The organism is Burkholderia sp. MSMB1072 (assembly GCF_001524725.1).
Taxonomy (GTDB): domain Bacteria; phylum Pseudomonadota; class Gammaproteobacteria; order Burkholderiales; family Burkholderiaceae; genus Burkholderia.
Map to the genome: position 1 here is coordinate 125,782 of NZ_LOYC01000004.1, position 16,989 is coordinate 142,770.

Below are 16,989 nucleotides of genomic sequence, written 5' to 3' on the forward strand. Positions count from 1 at the left end.
TTCTCTTTAGTTGTTGCGGAGCCATGCAAAACGGACCCAGCAACGGTTACCGCCTGCAAAGCCGATACCATTCATGATCCACGGGCTATCTCGACGAATCCAAAATTGCGTGCCTTGGGTCATATCGTAGGGGCCAACTTCTTCGAGTGCCACAATCGGGCACTGCGCGCCACGGTCGGCGCGGTTCAACTGCGCGTCATTCGCTTTGTTCCATGCGTCATCGAGCTTTCCCATGTCGTCGGACAGCCAGCGGCCGCGATAGCCTTGCCAGAGGTTCCCGTCAGTCTGTAGCGTCGCCCCGCCGACGTGCAGGTTTCCGCCCTGCCACGTCTCGCCATCGTTGCTAACGTTCCACGGCACGCCGTTGTAGGCGCTGTTGATGACTTCGAGGCCACCGCCGTCACGTGCACGCAGGTATGTCCACGAGTCGTAGCCTGGTCGGTTGTTGTGCAGCCCAATGTCGGCCTGCCAGCCGGCGCGATCGAGAGTGATTCGATCGCTGAAATACGTCACCCCGTTGGCGCGCAAGTTCATGATGGTCGCGGAGTTGTCCGTGCCATTTACCGTGATGACGTTGGCACGCCAAGAGCCATCCGGGTTCATCGTCGCCCAGGAGGAGTAACCGTATGCGCCGCCGGTGCTCATCGAGCCGTGGAGCCATGCGAGCGCGGTGTTATCCGGGCGAGCGAACACTGCGCCGGCAGCCGTCGAATTGTTCGGCGCACGCACGCGCAGATCGCTCGTGAGGGTGTCGCCTGACTTGTGGACGAAAGTGTTGTCCAGGAACGTGCGAAGCCACTGACTGCCCCACTGCGTTCCCCAGACGTTTCCATCTGGTGCAATTGTGGCGTTGGTGCCGCTCGCGTATGAGACGCCACCCACCATCAGGTTGCCGCCTGCGGTCGCAACACGAGCGTCCTTGCTAACCGTCAGCACCCCCGATACACCAACGTCCCCTCCGAGCGTAGTCCCCGCGCCCGTGCTGTCGATCGAGACATAGCCGGTTGAGAGATTCCATGCAAACGGCCGATAGCCATTCCACAACCCAGATTGGTCCCCGCTCGCCGTCTGCAGGAAATAGACGTTAGCTCCGTCGTTTCGGAAAAAGGCCCCGTAATTGCCAAACACAACCCGGAAGCCATTCGAATCCGATGTTCGCACGTCCCCCGTGAATCGGCCCTTGCCGGAGACTTGCAGCAGCGTGGAGCCATCGTCGGTCGCAGTCCCGATCAGAACGCGTCCACCCCAAGGTGCAAAGGCGATATTCTTTTTGGTCGTGTTAGCCTTATTGAATACCTCAAGCGTCGCACCACCGGACCAGTTCGACGTGGATAGCGTGACCTGCGTGTCGTTTGCGCCGTAGTAGGTCGAGACGGCGTTCGCAAACATGCCCGACCCAGCTACTTGCAGCAGGTTGGCGCCGTCGTCAGTCAACGTTCCGACAAGGACGTGTCCGCCATTCTGCATCAGCATCATGTTGCCGACGTTAGATCCGGAGCCGCGCGTGATACAGAGCGCGTTCTGCGCAGCGGAATATGCATCGTTAGTGGCTCGAATGGAGAACGCGCCATCGCCACCCTGCATCAACTCCCACTTCTTCTGGTCGGCCGGTGCACCATCCCGCGAGAGGATTACTGACGTTTGGCCCGTGCCCCCGCCGTTCGAGGCAATGAGAGCGCCGATGCTATTCATGCCCCTTACCGTGCCAGCAACCTGGAGCAAGTCACCGCCGTTGTCGGCTGTTGTCCCGATCAAAATCCGGCCGGATGCGGTCACCCGAAGTCGCTCGGCATTGGCAGATACGAGGCCAACGTAGCCGGACGCCCCCGCCGAGCCTACAAGCGCATTGCCTTGCCCATACACGTAATACGCGTTCGCATCGGCGTTGATCCACGCTTTTGCGGAGGTCTGACCGAAGTATGAGACGCCGTAGAAATATGTGTTGCCAGCAACCTGCAGCAGGCTTGAGCCATCATCGGAAGCGGTCCCGATAAGGACACGACCAGAATTCGTAACGCGCATGCGTTCGGTCAGTGCGCCGGCCGCACCGTTGCCGGCCGGACGCGTCAGGAATGCCAACCCGCCTTGGTCATAGCTGCCGCCGCTGTATTTATTGTCCAACACCCCCTTCACCTGCGACATCGGTGCAGAACCGACGTTTGCGGCGAACGATACCGCGCCGCCCATGCCAGTTGTGTTGCCGCCGGCTACAGCGAGAAGACCGGTTCCATTCCCTCCAGCGCTGTAGACCTGAACCGCGTTCGCCCCGTCATCAGTCGTCATGCCGATCAGCATGCGACCAGAAGCGACGAAGCGCGCACGCTCGGCAAATGCCGTGCTGAATACCAGCGATCCGGCACCGATCGTTCCAGAGCCGTAGAACGCGATATTGGGGCCGTTGGAATTGTTGAACCCGAACAGACCTGAGTCCCCCGTAGCCTGGCTGTTGATGAAGTAGTTGCCAGCACGGACACCGCCGCTTACCTGAAGCGAGTTGACTCCATCATCAACGGTCGGGCCTACCAGAACATTGCCGCCCTGACTGATCGCCAGTTTAGTAGCGCCCAGGATTTGGAAATTCAGACCAACGTTGCCGCCGGTTACCGCGCTATTGTTTGCATCGGTCGTTGCGTTGATGGTCAGAGGGCTCGCATTCGACGCGACCGAATACGAGTTGATGGTGTTCAAGACGGATGCCCCGAGCACGATCTTCTGGGCCGACCCGAAGCGCGAAACCAGCAGACTGTTATTGACTTGCAGCGTTGTCGAGCCGTCATCGGTCATCCCCGTGCCGACGAGCACCCGCCCACCAAACGTCATGCGCATCACACGACCTTGCTTCGAGTCGTAGCGCCCATCATTGCCGGCGTTGTTGAGGCAGAAGTCGAGGTATTCGGTCCCCCACGTCCCGCCATTGAACCCCGCACGGAGCGAAGCAACGAGTCGATTGCCCGTATCGGACGTGGTGCCGCCAAACGTGCCACCGAGCCGAATTTTCCCTTCGCGATTGAGTGCACCAGATGATCCGCGAGCTTCCAGGTGCGCCGTCGTGTCAGTCGTGACCGCATCGATGACGACCGGCCCGGTGAACGGCGAGCTACCATCGAGCTTGGCGTAACCGCTTACTGCCGTCTGGGCCTGTGCAGCACTATTGGCCGCTGCTGATGCACTGTTCGCTGCATTCGTTGCGCTCGTCGCCGCGCTGCTTTGCGAGGCGGCCGCAGCACTGGCTGAATTCGCCGCATTGGTAGCACTCGTTGCAGCGGCGGTCTTCGACGAGTTGGCCGACGATGCGCTGCTCGCTGCGGCAGCAGCGCTGTTGTCCGCGGCAGTGGCCGATCCGGCAGCCTGGGATGCGCTCGCGGTTGCGTTTGCCGCCATCGCTTCGGCGGTCGCGTCTTGGTCTTGCCAGCCAGTGCTGGTGTAGACCCGCATCTGGTTAGTCGTGGTGTTGAAATACTCGCAGCCCACGACGAGCGGGTTGCCGTTGTTGTCCTTGGTCGGGTCGGCAGACTGCTTGCCCAGATACAGGGCGTTCATTGTGGTCAGGATGCCCTGAACCTGCGTGAGCACGCTACTCGCGCTCGATGCCGATGCGCTCGCCGCGCTCGCCGAGCCAGCAGCGGCCGTGGCCGAACCGGCAGCAGCGGTTTCCGAGTTCGCAGCATTGGTTGCGCTCGTGGCCGCAGCGGTCTTCGACGACGCGGCGCTCGTTTCCGACGCCTTTGCATTCGTCTCGCTGGTCTTCGCGTTCGTCTCAGACGTCTTGGAATTTGACTCCGATGCCTTGGCGTTCGTTGCGGACGCTGCTGCGGCGCTCGCCGAGCTTGCAGCATTTGTCGCGCTGTTTGCTGCGCTGATAGAGCTTGCTGCAGATGCAGAAGCAGAAGAACCCGCGTTCGAAGCGCTGTTCGCGGACGACGTGGCGGAGTTCGCAGCCGCGGTCGCCGACGCAGCCGCGTTCGTCTCACTTGTCATTGCGTTGGCCGCGCTCGTTGCAGCAGCAGACTTGCTCGCCGCAGCCGCACTTGAACTGCCTGCCGCTGCAGTCGCGCTGCCGGCTGCATTCGCCGCACTGTCCGCGGCCGCGCCGGCCGCTGCGGCCGCAGCGGCCTCTGCCTGCTGCGCGCCGTTCAGACTGGCGTGGATTTCACTGATCGACGCGGCGAAACCTTCAGGGCTGACCTCCTTGATCATGTCCTGGATCTGATACATCGCCTTCGTGAAGATCGCGGCGGTGCCGACATCGCCCTGCGAAAGCGTCGGAAGGTTGTCCGGCACGGTGAAGTCCGTTGCAACAGCGCAATCAAGACCGATACCACCCTGCCCTTGATAGACACCGGCGAGCGTGAACTTCGTGCTCGTGCCATCGAAGGTCGCGTCGGCGGCAACCACATAGGGCACATACTCCCCAACGATCAGGAAAATATTGTTCGCCCGAATGCGGTATGCCACGTTCTGACCGGGCAACGTAACGGTCTGACCGCCGTTGTCGATCGAACATTTGACCTTGAGTTGTGCCATCCGTGAGTGCCCTTGCCGACTTTCTAGTTGTTACGAGTATAAGTCATTGCTGACTTATCAACAAGGCACTCACATATTCTGCTCAGTCCTTCTTGTAGCGCTCCTTCACCTCGCTGCAGTGCCGGATCCACTCGAGCGTCTCGTCCGGCAACTGGATACCCTGCCGAGCCAGCGCGTCGAACCCTTTCATGATGGCGTCGAGCTGCTCACCGATGTCCTGGTAGTCGGCCTGCCGCAGTGGGATCGGGTCGACCTCGTGATGGATCTTCATGCTTGTGTCACCTCGAAAATTGCATCGAGCATCGGCCACGCCTTCACGATCACCGGATAGGTGCCAGGCTGGCTGAATGACAGGGTTGCGCTATTGTCGACGCACTCATGCGCTTCGCCATTAACGACGATCGTGCATGGCGCCGGCAGGTTCTTGAGCGACATCCCGTCAATGGTGGCCGGATTAGCCGGGCGACGCTTGACTTCACCTCCCTCTACCCAGTCCAGAGCAATGTCACACGAGGCACGCAACAGCGTGCCTCCCTCTGGCACGACTTGAATGTCGATCATTATGTCCGGCATCCGGGCACGCGTCGTGATCCTGCCATTGCTGTCATGAATCAAATAGTCCTGCATGATGTTTCCTTATCGTTTGAACTCGATTGCGTAGATGACGTAATGGATGTCACCAGTAATCGAGACGGAGTGATCGCCAGGCGGAAGGTTGGCCGAACAGCATCCATAGGTCGGCAAAGCAAGGCCGCCGGAGACATTGTTTTGCGCGTTGGTTCGCCCACCAATGTATGCACCAAGCTGCTTTCCATCAACGCTGAGAACGCCGCCAAAGGCGCTCGTCGACAAACCACAAAAGATAAACAGCACCGGATTGCCCGTTGATCGGTAAGTGAATCCTGATCCGTAGTTGGACCCACTCGTGGTTTCCCAATAAACGCCTGTCGTCACTGCGTTCAGGCCGATCCGCAATGTATCGATCTGCGCTTCGCCGATGTGTGCGGCCTGGATCGCCGCATACTGTATCTTCGCGCTTGTGATCGCGCCGTCGGAGATCTTCGCCGTATTCACCTGCAAGTCGCCGATCTTGGCGTTGTCGATCGACGCATCGCCAATCAGCGCACTGCTGATGATGACCTTCGGCTGTCCATAGACCGCACCGATCGTGAACGGATGCACGCCCGCGTAACCAGGCAGGTTCACAGAGAACGTGTCGGTGCGAACTGCGAACTCGCTTGTCGGCACGCCGTTCACCGTCGTAGATGCCAGGCCGAAGCCCGCCACATACCCGTTGTTGTCGATCTTGACGGTGTATTGCGCGTTCAAGCCGTTGATCGAGCTTGCCTGCTGTTGAATCGTGGTCGTGTGGCCGTTGACTGTCGTCGTCAGGTTCGTGATCGACGCCGCGTTCGCACTGTCCCCGTTCGCGCGTGCCGTCTGCTCGCTCGTAATCGCTGCGGTGTTCGAGCTCACCGAGCTCGCGAGTGTGTCGATTCGGCTCGACAGCGCGCTATCAGCGTCCGAGCGCGTCTTCTGCTCGGTCGTGATCGCGGCTGTGTTGCTGCCAACCGTCGACGACAGCGTGTCGATGCGGGTCGACAACGCGGAGTCGGCGCTCGCACGGGCGGTCTGTTCGGACGTGATGGCCGCGGTGTTGCCGGCCGCGCTTGCCACAACCGCGTCGATTCGCGACCCCAGCGCGCCGTCTGCTGCTACGCGTGCATTCGTCTCGGATGTCACGCTCGCCTGAATCACCATCGGGAGCTGGCCGCCGGCCGTCGCCACGGGCCTCCCGTTGAGCACCTGGAAGGTGTATGTCAGGAACGCCTTCGCGTCGCTGTCGATCGCACCGGCGTATAGCTCGGTGCCCGAGCCCTCGTTGCTGCCCGGCACGCCCACGAGAATGTAGGCGGAGCGATATTTAATCTGCGACAGAACTGCATTGGTCGCGCCGCAGCGCACCAGCGCAGTCTGAAGCGCGCCGGCGAGGTTCCCTTGTGGCTCGTCGAACGTCCACACAACCACCGTCACCGTGTTCGGCAGGCCGTTCAACAGCGTCACCAGATTGTCGCGCGCCGCCGTGCTGCTGAAAACGTCGAATGACCCGCGCGTCGTCACGGCGCCGGTTGCGTCGATCGTCGCGACGTTGTAGCTGCGTGCGCCGCCCTGCAGCTTCACGCCGGACACGGCGTTGTAGAGGCCGGTGGCGGCGGCACCCACTGCCAATGCACCGTTGCTCGAGACACGGAACAGGAGCGCGTTGCCAAGCTGCGCTTGCACTGAGCTGATGCTCGACGCGTTTGCACTGTCGGCATTTGCGCGCGCGGTCTGTTCGTTCACGATTGCAGCGTTGGCGCTCGCAACCGATGCAGTCACGGTGTCGATTCGGGTCGACAGCGCCGAGTCAGCATCGGTGCGCGCTTTCTGCTCACTGGTAATGGCCGCAGTGTTGTTGTTCGTCGTGGCGACAACCGTATCGATTCGGGTCGACAAGGAGCTATCAGCGTTCGCACGGGCAGTCTGTTCGGTCTGGATAGCCGCCGCGTTCTGATCGACCCGCGCCGTCACCGACTGGACCTGGCTCGAGAGCGAATCGTCAGCCGCTTGGCGCGTCTGCTGCTCGGTCGTGATGGCCGCGGTCAGTGCGCCCTCTGCGACCTTGCGGGCTGCCGCTTCCGCATCGAGCGCGTCCTTGGTCGCTGCCGCAGATGTAGCGCTCGCCGCCGCGATCGCCTTGTTCGCGGCGTCGAGCGCCTCCTGCACACGCTGGTTCACCGAGCCGAGGCCGTTGCCGTCAACGAGGTCGATCCGCTGTTGAAGTTCGGGGATGAGCTTCGATCCATTCAGCACACCGTCCGCAATCGCATTAACGTCCATGAACGGCGTGTGGAACTTGAACTTCGGCGTGGGAATCGTCTCGTCCATCCCGAATGCATCAAACGGCACGAGCACGTAGTAGTAGTCGTGGTTGAACATCAGGTTCGGCAGCAGCACCGAGCTGTCTGGCCCTTGGTAGACCAGCGTTGTCGAGTCCGCGACGAAGTTCGGATCATCGCTCAGATAGATCGCCGCGCCCGCGAAATCCGTATCGTCCGAGTGCGTGTAGGAGATCGTCACGCGATCGTAGTCGGCGCTCTGGTTCGCCGATACCACCGTCGGGGGTGGGTTGTAGGCATCCATGACCGCCGGCCGGCCGACGTTGTTGAACACATCGCGAACAGCGATTTCAACGGTCACGCGGCGATGCGTGCCATCCGCGACGTTCTTCTCGTAAGTGTAGATGTAGTTGTTATCGCGCGTGTGCTCTACGCGCAGCAGCTTGTGGCTGTGGTCGTAGATGCGCACCTCGTAGTCGAGGAAGTGCGGATCCAGCGAGCCGCTGTCCGCGCCGTTAGGCTCGGAACCAAACTCGAACGATTGCGTGGTCGAGTTGTAGTTCCAGAACAGCTTCAGATCCTTCCCAGCCCAGATGAAGTTCACCCCGGTCACATCAGCGACAGCTAGGTTCGATACGGAGCCGACCACCTTGTAGGTCACCGTGGGCGACTGATCGTAGCTCGCGCGTTTGCCCCAAACGTCATAGGCCACCGCTCGAACAGTTACCGTATCGCCCTTGTTCAGTCCCTTGACGAGGTAGCTCGTGTCACCGCGCACCGTGTCGGCAAGCACGGGCGCCGCCCCGTTGATCGAAAGGTGAATGTCAGCGCCCGCATACGCCCCAACCACCGGGTTCGCCCATGCAGCACGCACGTTCGTGAGGATCTGCGTCCCGGAGACGAACGTCTCCTCGTAGATCGTGAGGTTCTGGACAGCACTGATCACGCCCTGAGAAGGATCAATGGACGGCACCTCAAGTGAGCCGTAGACCTCTTCGTATTGGGTCAGGTCGTAGACTTCCGGCCGATACTCGATCGCCGTGATCGTGCGATGGAAATCAGTCGAGCCGAGCGTCACGCCCTTGATGCGGAACGGCTTCTTGACCTTCTCCGTCTTCCCGAACATGTAGTTGATGAACGGACCCGGCGCATACGACATCGGCGATACCAGTTGGATGGTGTCGGTTTGCCCCGGCGCCAAGACGACGTCATGCTCCTCCACCACATCAGTATCGATGAAAGTGACCGGCTGGCCGACCGAGAGTCCCGCAGTGGATTCGACATATACCCCATCCGGCAGCACGTTGGTGATGCCGACGTCGGTCCCCGACCCATTCGTCATGCGCATCAGCCGTCCCGACGGCGTGCCGTTGGCGACCTGCACGAACGTTCCGGTGATAGCCTGAATCACGGACGTCCCGCGCGTGACCGTGTTGCTCAGGACCAGCAGGCGGTAGCGACCGCCGGCCTCCATCTTGACGAGCTTGTCGAGCTTGATGATGCTGTTGCTCGAGCCAACGGCGGTGCGGCCCGACTCGCTCCATGCGGGCATGTCGTGCTGCACCAGCACCACGTCGCCCGGCGCGCAGGCGATGGATTCGACCGGAGACTGCCACTCGCACGTCAGTTGCAGGTAGCGGTTCAGATTGAGCTGGAACGCGCCCTCCATATAGGCACGCTTGATGTCGACCACGCCATACAGGGTGATCGCGCTCGCGTTCTGATTTTGCCCTTCGAGCACTGAATCCGGGTTGGTGACCTTAACGGTCTTTTCCCTGTAGCCGTCCGTCCGGTCGAAGTAGGTCACATCGACTTCCGTCGCGCGATCGACGGTGCCCAGCCACGTCTGCTTGAACGTGTCCTGCATGATGTTGCCCATACCGAACATCATCACGGGATCGGATGCGCGCTCGATCGCGATGTAGTAGCGCGTGCCTACCGTGATAACCTGAGCGTGACCGACGCGCAGCACATAAGCGGAGGCATCCCAGAAGTTCATCGTCTGGTCAAGAACCGCATTGAACGTCAGGCCGTTGGCATCGCAGAATTCGGCCCACTCGAACAGCGAATCCATGTCGAGCCGATCCGGGCTGAAACCGGGTCCATAGCGACCGTTCGTCGCCATGTCGTAGTAGACCCACGCCGGGTTCGCGTTTGCCGACTGCGCGGTCTGGATGACGCCTTTGTCACGCGTCATCGTCGCAATGAGTCGGCCGCCATTCGTGAACGTGACCGACGGGATGCCCGACAGCTGACTGTCCATCTGAACACGCAGAGCTACGAGCGCAGTGTGGTTATAGGCGACACCCTCGTAGACGATTTCGTTCAGGTCCGTGATATAGCACTCGGATTGTGACGTGTCGCCGGTGATGGGCTGGCCGCGGATAACGCGCGGGTTGCCGCTGCTCCAGTCGGTGTAGTTCTCGTTGCGCCGAACGCGAACCTCATACTTCCCTAGCGACAGCTGCGGTGTGAAGTAAGATCGACGCACCGTCGAACGCATCTTCTCCGTCACGATCAGCGCGCCGCCGCGTCCGGGGATTGAGATCGACGTGGAGATCCACATTCCGCCGAAGGCGCTGATCCACGTCGAGTAAGGCCGTCCGACGTAGTTCCAGTATTGGTTCTTCAGCGCGGTGACGAGCGAACTGTCGACATCGGTATTCGAGTCGGAATAAACGACCGCGAAGTCGGTGATCTTGTCGTCGGGATCAATCGGATAATCATTGCCGAGGAAACCGCCACGGTAGACCTTCGGTCGAATCTTGACGTTCGCGTAGGACGGCCGGGTCGCGCTGAAGGGCGTCCAGTCAGTCGCCCCCACGAGGCGATAATCTGCCTCGATGACGCACGTATTGCTCTGCATGTCGCCCGAGTTACGATCGAGCGCAAACAGGCCGGCGGGGAACGTGAAGTCCAGACGAATCTGCTCTACTGAATCCGACGTCGAAAACTGCAGGTAGCTGCTGTCATGCGGGAGAATCTGGTTCTTGCTGTGCGGGACGATGACCTTGGAGAACCAGTCGATCACTCCTTGCGTCGGATCACCCATACGCGTCTGCACCGCGACTTCCTTGAACTCGCTGATGTCCCGGTCATTGAGGCGGATATTCGAGATCGACGCGATCGGGCCTTCCCCGGCGTTGATCAGCATGTAGAGGATCTGGCTGTTGTCGACGTTCTCGGTGTAGGCGCCGATGATGTTGCCGGCCATCTGGAACGAGCCGTAGCACACCGGCACCGGCAGCCCCTCGGCACTGGTGTTCTTCGCCCCGTCTGCCCCGTATGTCGAGCTCGAGGCCAAGCTGTTGTTCGAGCTGTTCGTCGGCGTGGGCGGCGGCATGATCGCGTTGATCAGCAGCGAGCCGGCGACCGTGATGCCGACCGTCACTGCCGCGGTGATCGCGGTCAGGCCGGCCGAGCCGACAGCGGCTGCCAGGCCAATGCCACCGAGCGAAACAAGCGCGCCTGCCAGTTCCGGCGCGACAATCGCGACAGCGACCATCGCAATCATGCGGAAGATGCCCTTGAATCCGCCGCCACCGCGCGGGATCGGGCAGAGCACGATGAAGTCGTCAGGCTGCGGGTATACGAGCCCGAAGTCCTTACTCTCGACGATGCCGCCGTTGCGCGACACCACCACTTCTTCAGCCAGCACCAGAGGCAAGTAATCTGCAAGCGTGGCGCCCGGCCGGTATGCCCAATGCTCCGTCTCAATCTCGTAGAGCGGATCCAGCGGGTTGACGATGCGCCGGACGTTGATGACCTGCGCCAGTTCGCTACTCTGCATGCTGATACTCATAGAACCCGAAAACCCTCTTGCTCTTTTCCCAATCTGAAAGCCGCTCGATCGTCACGCCGCCGGTCTTGTCCCATGCGTGGATAAAGCGGCTTGCGTCGATGACATAGCCGCAGTGGTTGATGTGGCGCCCCATCCGGAAAAGCACGCAGCAGCCGGGCTTCGGCCCGTCGAGCTTTTTCCAGAAGACACGGGCGCACGCCATCATTGCCCCGATGCGCGCGGCATCCCCAGACACCCCGTAGTCCGGCGGCCGCTTGCCCGTGGCCTGCTCCGTGAGGTGCATCACCAGCCCGTAGCAGTCGAACGAATCAGGCCCGCGACCGCCGAGCTCAAAGGGGACGCCGAGAAGATCATGATAAGTCATTTGTGACTTATTCTACCGGGTAACAGAATTCGAGGAAACAAGGTTCGGATATCCGCCAAAGTTGATGACGTTGCCGTGAGCGCGGCAGCCGAGCTTCCCCTCCATTGTTCGATCGCAAACCTGCATCGGACCGTTGTATCGGCAGGTGCTTCCGTCGCGATAGATCCACTGGCAAAAGTCACGCCGCTGGATCCGCTTCGGGAACATCTTCTGCAGGCCGTTCTCCGCTCCAAGCGTCCACGACACTGTGTAGTTGGTCGCCGACGCGTTGACGACCTCGAAATACTCCTGCACCTCCGGAGTGCCGTCCAGGTTGTCGGCCGAGCACACGATCACGATCACCGGGAAACCCGTGCCGCCGCTGTAGTCCTGCATCTTCTGCAGGAGCACGCGCGCGTAGTCCAGGACCGACAGCATGATCTGCGGCTGCGTGCCGGTTTCCGCCTTGAGCTCAAGCGAGAACTGCGCCGCGGTGTAGTTCGCACCGTTGCGCGCGATGTCCTCGGTGTTGTTCACGAAGCGCAGCGTCTCTACGATCGCGCCTGTCGTGCGATCGAGCACGCCGATCTCGAGGAATGCCAGATACGGAACGTCGCTGCCGAGCTTGTTCTTCTCGATGACGCTGGCGACTGAGAGACGGTTACCCATTAAGCCTCCTCAAGCTTGAATTCCACGTCCCATCGGAAGTTCGTGCCGGCGCCCGAATACTTCCAGTTGAGCTCGGTGTCGGTCGTGAACCGCACCAGAATTTGCTCTTTCGTCGTGGGGTGGATATACGTGAAAATCACCGACCCGCCGCTTACCGAATCGAAGAAGTCGTCGAACGACTTCCGATCGGCTTCGGTCATGTTGGTGAAGCCGGTCGTGAACTTGCGGCGCGGCCGGCGCGTGTGACGGGGGCGCGTCACCACGTAGCCCCCATCCATCTTCGATCCGATCGCCGGGTTCTCTTTGCCAGGCTGAAACTTGGACGAGTCCTGCTGATCGCAAAACGGCATGGTCTTGTAGGTCACTTCAGTGCTCCCCGCATCTGGTCACGGAACGCACCCGGCGTGGTCGATGCGGACAACACCACGTCGAGAATCATCTGCTTGCCGTCGAAGCGGGTGTTGCCCTGCTGCGCCTGCACCTGCTGGCCCGTCTGGTTAATGACGTTGACGGTGACCGCCGGCGCGCCGCCACTTTGGCTGCTGCTTTGCTGTTGCCCCGCGATGCGCATCGTCACCGGGATAGAGTGACCGTCAGGCAGCGGGACGAACGCTTCCGGCGTGCTGCCCTCCCCGTAGATCGCCATCTGCGGGGAATTGGCGATACCGCCATTCGCATACTTCCGGAGGTTCATCACGCCGAACTGCGTCATCACCCCGCCGTTCGCGAACGCCGGCACCGTGAAGCCGAAGCTGTTCGATCCCACGCCCCAGCCGCTCGCCGAGCTGGCAGCCGCAGTCGAAGCGCCGGACGAGCCGCCAAGACCGAACGCCGACCCCAGCGCGCCGAACAGCCCGCCGATCCCGCTGCCACCACCGCTGCCACCCGCGATCTGGGCGAGTGCCGACGAGGCAATCTGAGCCGCGTTTGCCAGCGTCATCAGCGAGTTGTTGGCGGTCACCTGTGCGGTCTGACCTGTCAACATGCCCTTCACGTTGTCAGCAAGCGAGAATCCCCACTTGTCAGAGCTCATCGCGAGATTGGTGAAGCCGCGGGCCAGGGTCGACACGCTCGTTTGAAGCTCGAGGCCGCCAGCCATGCCCAGACCCGCACCTGCCGAACCCTGGGTCGTAATTGGAGCCGGCGTAGCGTTGCCGCCCAGCAGCTTGCCAATCCCGTTCGCCAGCCAGTCGTAGCCGACCTGAAGGGACGAGCCGATCTTCTTCTGGAGCGACGCCTTCAGGGTGTCTGCGACGATGCCCTCCATCAGGTTTTGCCACTCGAACCGGCCGGTCTTGGCGGCATTCACGAACGCGTCGATCGTGTTGTTCGACCAGTTCACCGACGCCTGCTGCATCGTGTCGGTCGCCTGCTGCCACTTGGTAACGAGTTGCTGCATCGGCGTCTCAAGATCCCGAGCATGCTTTTTCGCGCGCACCAAATCGGCAGCGTCGATAATCGACTGCTCTTCGGATACGTCCTGCCCCTGCTTCGCCACCTTGTTCAGGCGGTCTGCTGCCTCGCGTCGCCATGCCGCGTCCTCGATTGCCCATTGCGCCTGGAGCTTCTCAGCGCGCCCATCGATCAACGACAGCTGGTCGGTTTGCATCTGCTTGCCGACGTTGCGGGTGAAGTTCATCAGGTCGACCTGGTCGGCCACACGCTGCGCCTCCTTCATCTTGTCGATGAGAGGCGCGAGATCCTTCGCAGCTTCCAACGATCGGGTCGACAGCTTCTCGAGGAACGACAACATCGAGTTGTCGTTCTTCCCGGTCGGCGTCGTGAAATCCCCCTGCGCAATCTGATCCATGCCCTGCGCGTATTCGGCCTTCAGCGGCGCGATCCGCGCGTTGAGCTGCTGCATCTGCTGCCGGCCGTTCTTCAGGATCTCAAGCAGCGTCATCTGGTCGACGAGCTTCTGGGCCATTTCACTGTTGATGTCGGCCTTCGTGCTCGTGCCGCCCTTTCCGTGCGTAACGAAGTTGAGCTGACCGGCGTCGATCATCGCCGACACCTTCTCCTGCGCTTGGGCGCGGAGCTGGTCATACTCGGTTGCTCCCTCAACGACTTGAGCGAGCTTGGCCTTGGCGTCAGCGATCTGGACGTTCAGGTCGCCCAGCCGATTCGCGAGCTTGTCGGTCGGCGGTCGCGCTGCGCCGCCCTTCTTCTTGTTCGCTTCCAGCCATACGTTGGGCGAGTTCATCGCCGCAACGAACGTGGAACGCTGGTTCTCGCCCTCTTGGCGAACTCGCTCGAGTTCCTTCTGCAGCGCCGCGCGCTGCATTTCCGCGTCCGGCCCGGTGACCGATTTGATCCTCTGGCGTAGCTCGGCGTCGCGCGCCTCGTATGCCTTGGCAATCGCCTCAGTGCCCTTCTTGATCGCCGCTGCAACTTCGGTCCCTTGCGCCTGTTGCTGCTCTTCGGACAACCCCTTGCCTGACGCCTTCTTAATCGCGTCGTATTTGTCCTTGATCGCCGAGACTTCGTTCTGGCCGGACTTCGCGATTGCCGCAACCTTGGCGTCAGTTTCCCGCTGATACGCAGTCTGATACTTGTAGGTGTTGGCGTCCAGGTCGGACGCGTCTAGAACCTTCTTCGCCGCAGCGCGCTGGCTGACGAGCTCCTGAAGCGCAGCCTGCTCTTGAGTGATCTGCGACTTGAGCTGTTTCACGCGCTCTGGATCGGGCGCTTGCCAACCAGAATCGACGCGCTGCCCCTTCTGAGCGATAGCAAGCTGGTTATTCAGGTCGGCGATCTTGTTCTTCTGATCCGCGATGTGCCCGTCTTGACGGTCCAGATCGCTCTGAGCAACGGCACCTTGCGCGATCGAGCGCTTGATATTGGCAGCGTCGATCGCGGCATTTGCCGCGCGCTTCGCCGCTTCGGCGAAGCTGTTCCAGAGCGCGATACCGCCAATAATGGCGCCAGCGAGCACCGTGAGCCAGCCACCGAGCGCGTTGAACGCGAACTGCAGCCCAAGCGTCGCCTCCTTCCACGCAACTTGTGCAGTCGTCATCTGCTGAACTGCCGTCAGCGCTACACGCTCTTCGGCAATGGTTGCTGCAAGGAGTGCGTTCTTCTCGACGAGGATCGCGTTTTCAGCGCTGGTCGCTGCGTTGAGCTGCCCTTGTGCAACCGCTGTTTCGCGCTCGGCCGCCGACACAGCGTTAAGCGTGGCAATGCGCTGACGCAGGAGCGCTTCTTCCTCGGTCAGGAGCGCAATCTCAGCACGCATCGACGCGAGCCGCCCTTCTACTTCCTGGGTGAACTTCGCTTGCGCCGCATACTGCGCAGCCGTTGCAGAATTGGATGCCATCGACATCGCGAGACGCTTGTCCTGCTCGGCCGCCACGAACGCAGTTGCCGCGACCTCGCGCGCTTCGAGCTCGGCGAGCAACGTGACCTTCGCCGCGAGAATCTGCTCGTTGGCGGCGATCTCGCCGGCGATCTCGGCTTGACGGCGCGCGTCGATCGCGGCGTAACGCTTGTCGTTCTCGACGATGAGGCGTTGGTTGCCCGCGATTTCCGCGGCGAGCGCCTCTTGACGCGCTACGCTCTCCTCCCGAATCATCGCGATACGCTTTGCATCCTCGGCCCGAATCTGCTCAGACAGGGAAATGCGCTTTTGCGCGACCAGATTCTCGGTCGCGAGCGAGTCAGTCGCGAACTGCCGGAACGAACCGACGAAGCTTCCAGCCGCGCCCGCGACACCGCCCAGCACCCACTTCGTCGCCATTACGGCACCGAGCGCAGCGGCAGCCTCCGCGGCAAGCTTCAGCTGGTCCTTGTATTCGACAACCGTGCTGACGAGCGAATTGCCAGCCTTGATCGCGCCGACCAAGCCATCGCTCAGGTCATGAGCCCACTGCTTCGCTTCGGACGTATGGAAGACGTCCACCATTTCCGACAACGACTTCTTCGCCGCATCGAAGAACCCGGCGTCGCCGACGGACTTCTTCCAAAGCTCCCACTGCGTGCCGAGCTTTTCCTGAAGACCAAGCCATGTCTCCATCTGGGCGGCGCCGGCGCCCAGCGAGTCCAAATTGAACGCAGCGAGCATCTTGCCCACAGCGGACGATGCCTCGACTGAGCCCTTCTTGATCTTGCCGATGAGCTGATCCATCGACAGGCCCATCGCGTCGGCCATCTTCTGCGCCGCGTTCGGGACTGCCTGCGACAGCTGCATGCGAAGCTCTTGCAGCGACACGCTGCCCTTACCGAGCATCTGCTGGATCGCGAGCGATGCTTCCTTCAGCTGCAGCGACCCACCACCGAACTTTGCAACCTCGTTCGTCAGTGCTTCAGCGGCACCCCTCGCGGGATCGATGCCGACCGTCTTGAGCTTGACGAACATGTCGGTGAGCGACTGCATGCTGAACGGCACTCGCTGCTCAAGGCCCAGAATGAAGTCGACACCGCGCAGCGCATCGAGCTGGCGCTTCGCATCCGTGCTGGCGGTCGACAGCCCCTCCAGCACCTTCGTCAGCCGCTCGATCTGGCCGGACGTCTCCATGATGCCGGCCGGAAGCGCGAGAAAGATCCCATGGACGTCGAGCATGGCGAACTTCACCGCGCCAACGGTTGCCACGAAGCTGTGGAACGAACCGCCCGCCTTCGACAAACTGCCCTGCAATGCCTCTACGGCCTGCCCTGTCGATGCGAACTGGCGCTCGAGCGCCTGGAGCTGCGCATGCGTGGCCCTCGCGGTTACGCGAAAACCACTGTCATCCAGAATGAGGTTGTAACCAATGTCGCCCAGACCGTTCATGCCC

Annotated in this window: 8 protein-coding genes; all 8 read right to left on the reverse strand. The window is 61.3% G+C overall.

Annotation, left to right across the window (positions count from 1 at the left end):
- Window positions 1–6: 6 nt before the first annotated feature.
- Window positions 7–4,524, reverse strand: coding sequence for a beta strand repeat-containing protein (locus WS89_RS33525; RefSeq protein WP_156440487.1), 4,518 nt, complete (start codon window positions 4,522–4,524; stop codon window positions 7–9).
- A gap of 82 nt (window positions 4,525–4,606) precedes the next feature.
- Window positions 4,607–4,795 carry a hypothetical protein gene (locus WS89_RS01055; protein WP_059789203.1) on the reverse strand — a complete coding sequence of 63 codons (189 nt, stop codon included), beginning with the start codon at window positions 4,793–4,795 and terminating at the stop codon, window positions 4,607–4,609.
- Window positions 4,792–5,151: a hypothetical protein gene (locus tag WS89_RS01060; protein WP_059789204.1), complete on the reverse strand. Its 360-nt coding sequence runs from the start codon at window positions 5,149–5,151 to the stop codon at window positions 4,792–4,794. The genes WS89_RS01055 and WS89_RS01060 overlap by 4 nt, the downstream gene beginning before the upstream one ends.
- A 9-nt stretch (window positions 5,152–5,160) precedes the next feature.
- Window positions 5,161–11,193 (reverse strand): interleukin-like EMT inducer domain-containing protein, encoded by a 6,033-nt coding sequence (locus WS89_RS01065; RefSeq protein WP_059789205.1) that lies wholly within the window; start codon window positions 11,191–11,193, stop codon window positions 5,161–5,163.
- Window positions 11,183–11,569, reverse strand: a complete 387-nt coding sequence (locus tag WS89_RS01070; RefSeq protein ID WP_059789206.1) for a C40 family peptidase — start codon at window positions 11,567–11,569, stop codon at window positions 11,183–11,185. The genes WS89_RS01065 and WS89_RS01070 overlap by 11 nt, the downstream gene beginning before the upstream one ends.
- Window positions 11,570–11,581: 12 nt before the next feature.
- The gene (locus WS89_RS01075) at window positions 11,582–12,217 is read right to left on the reverse strand and encodes a hypothetical protein (RefSeq protein ID WP_059789207.1); all 636 of its coding nucleotides are present in this window, start codon (window positions 12,215–12,217) and stop codon (window positions 11,582–11,584) included.
- Window positions 12,217–12,582: a hypothetical protein gene (locus tag WS89_RS01080; RefSeq protein WP_059789208.1), complete on the reverse strand. Its 366-nt coding sequence runs from the start codon at window positions 12,580–12,582 to the stop codon at window positions 12,217–12,219. Before WS89_RS01080 ends, WS89_RS01075 begins: the two co-directional genes overlap by 1 nt.
- Window positions 12,579–16,985, reverse strand: a complete 4,407-nt coding sequence (locus WS89_RS01085; RefSeq protein ID WP_082741743.1) for a tape measure protein — start codon at window positions 16,983–16,985, stop codon at window positions 12,579–12,581. Before WS89_RS01085 ends, WS89_RS01080 begins: the two co-directional genes overlap by 4 nt.
- Window positions 16,986–16,989 lie beyond the last annotated feature (4 nt).

Coding starts and splice junctions, on each gene's coding strand:
- WS89_RS01065 (WP_059789205.1), bottom strand. CDS start 11,193: ATGCAGAGTAGCGAACTGGCGCAGGTCATCAACGTCCGGCGCATCGTC.
- WS89_RS01085 (WP_082741743.1), bottom strand. CDS start 16,985: ATGAACGGTCTGGGCGACATTGGTTACAACCTCATTCTGGATGACAGT.
- WS89_RS33525 (WP_156440487.1), bottom strand. CDS start 4,524: ATGGCACAACTCAAGGTCAAATGTTCGATCGACAACGGCGGTCAGACC.
- WS89_RS01075 (WP_059789207.1), bottom strand. CDS start 12,217: ATGGGTAACCGTCTCTCAGTCGCCAGCGTCATCGAGAAGAACAAGCTC.
- WS89_RS01055 (WP_059789203.1), bottom strand. CDS start 4,795: ATGAAGATCCATCACGAGGTCGACCCGATCCCACTGCGGCAGGCCGAC.
- WS89_RS01070 (WP_059789206.1), bottom strand. CDS start 11,569: ATGACTTATCATGATCTTCTCGGCGTCCCCTTTGAGCTCGGCGGTCGC.
- WS89_RS01060 (WP_059789204.1), bottom strand. CDS start 5,151: ATGCAGGACTATTTGATTCATGACAGCAATGGCAGGATCACGACGCGT.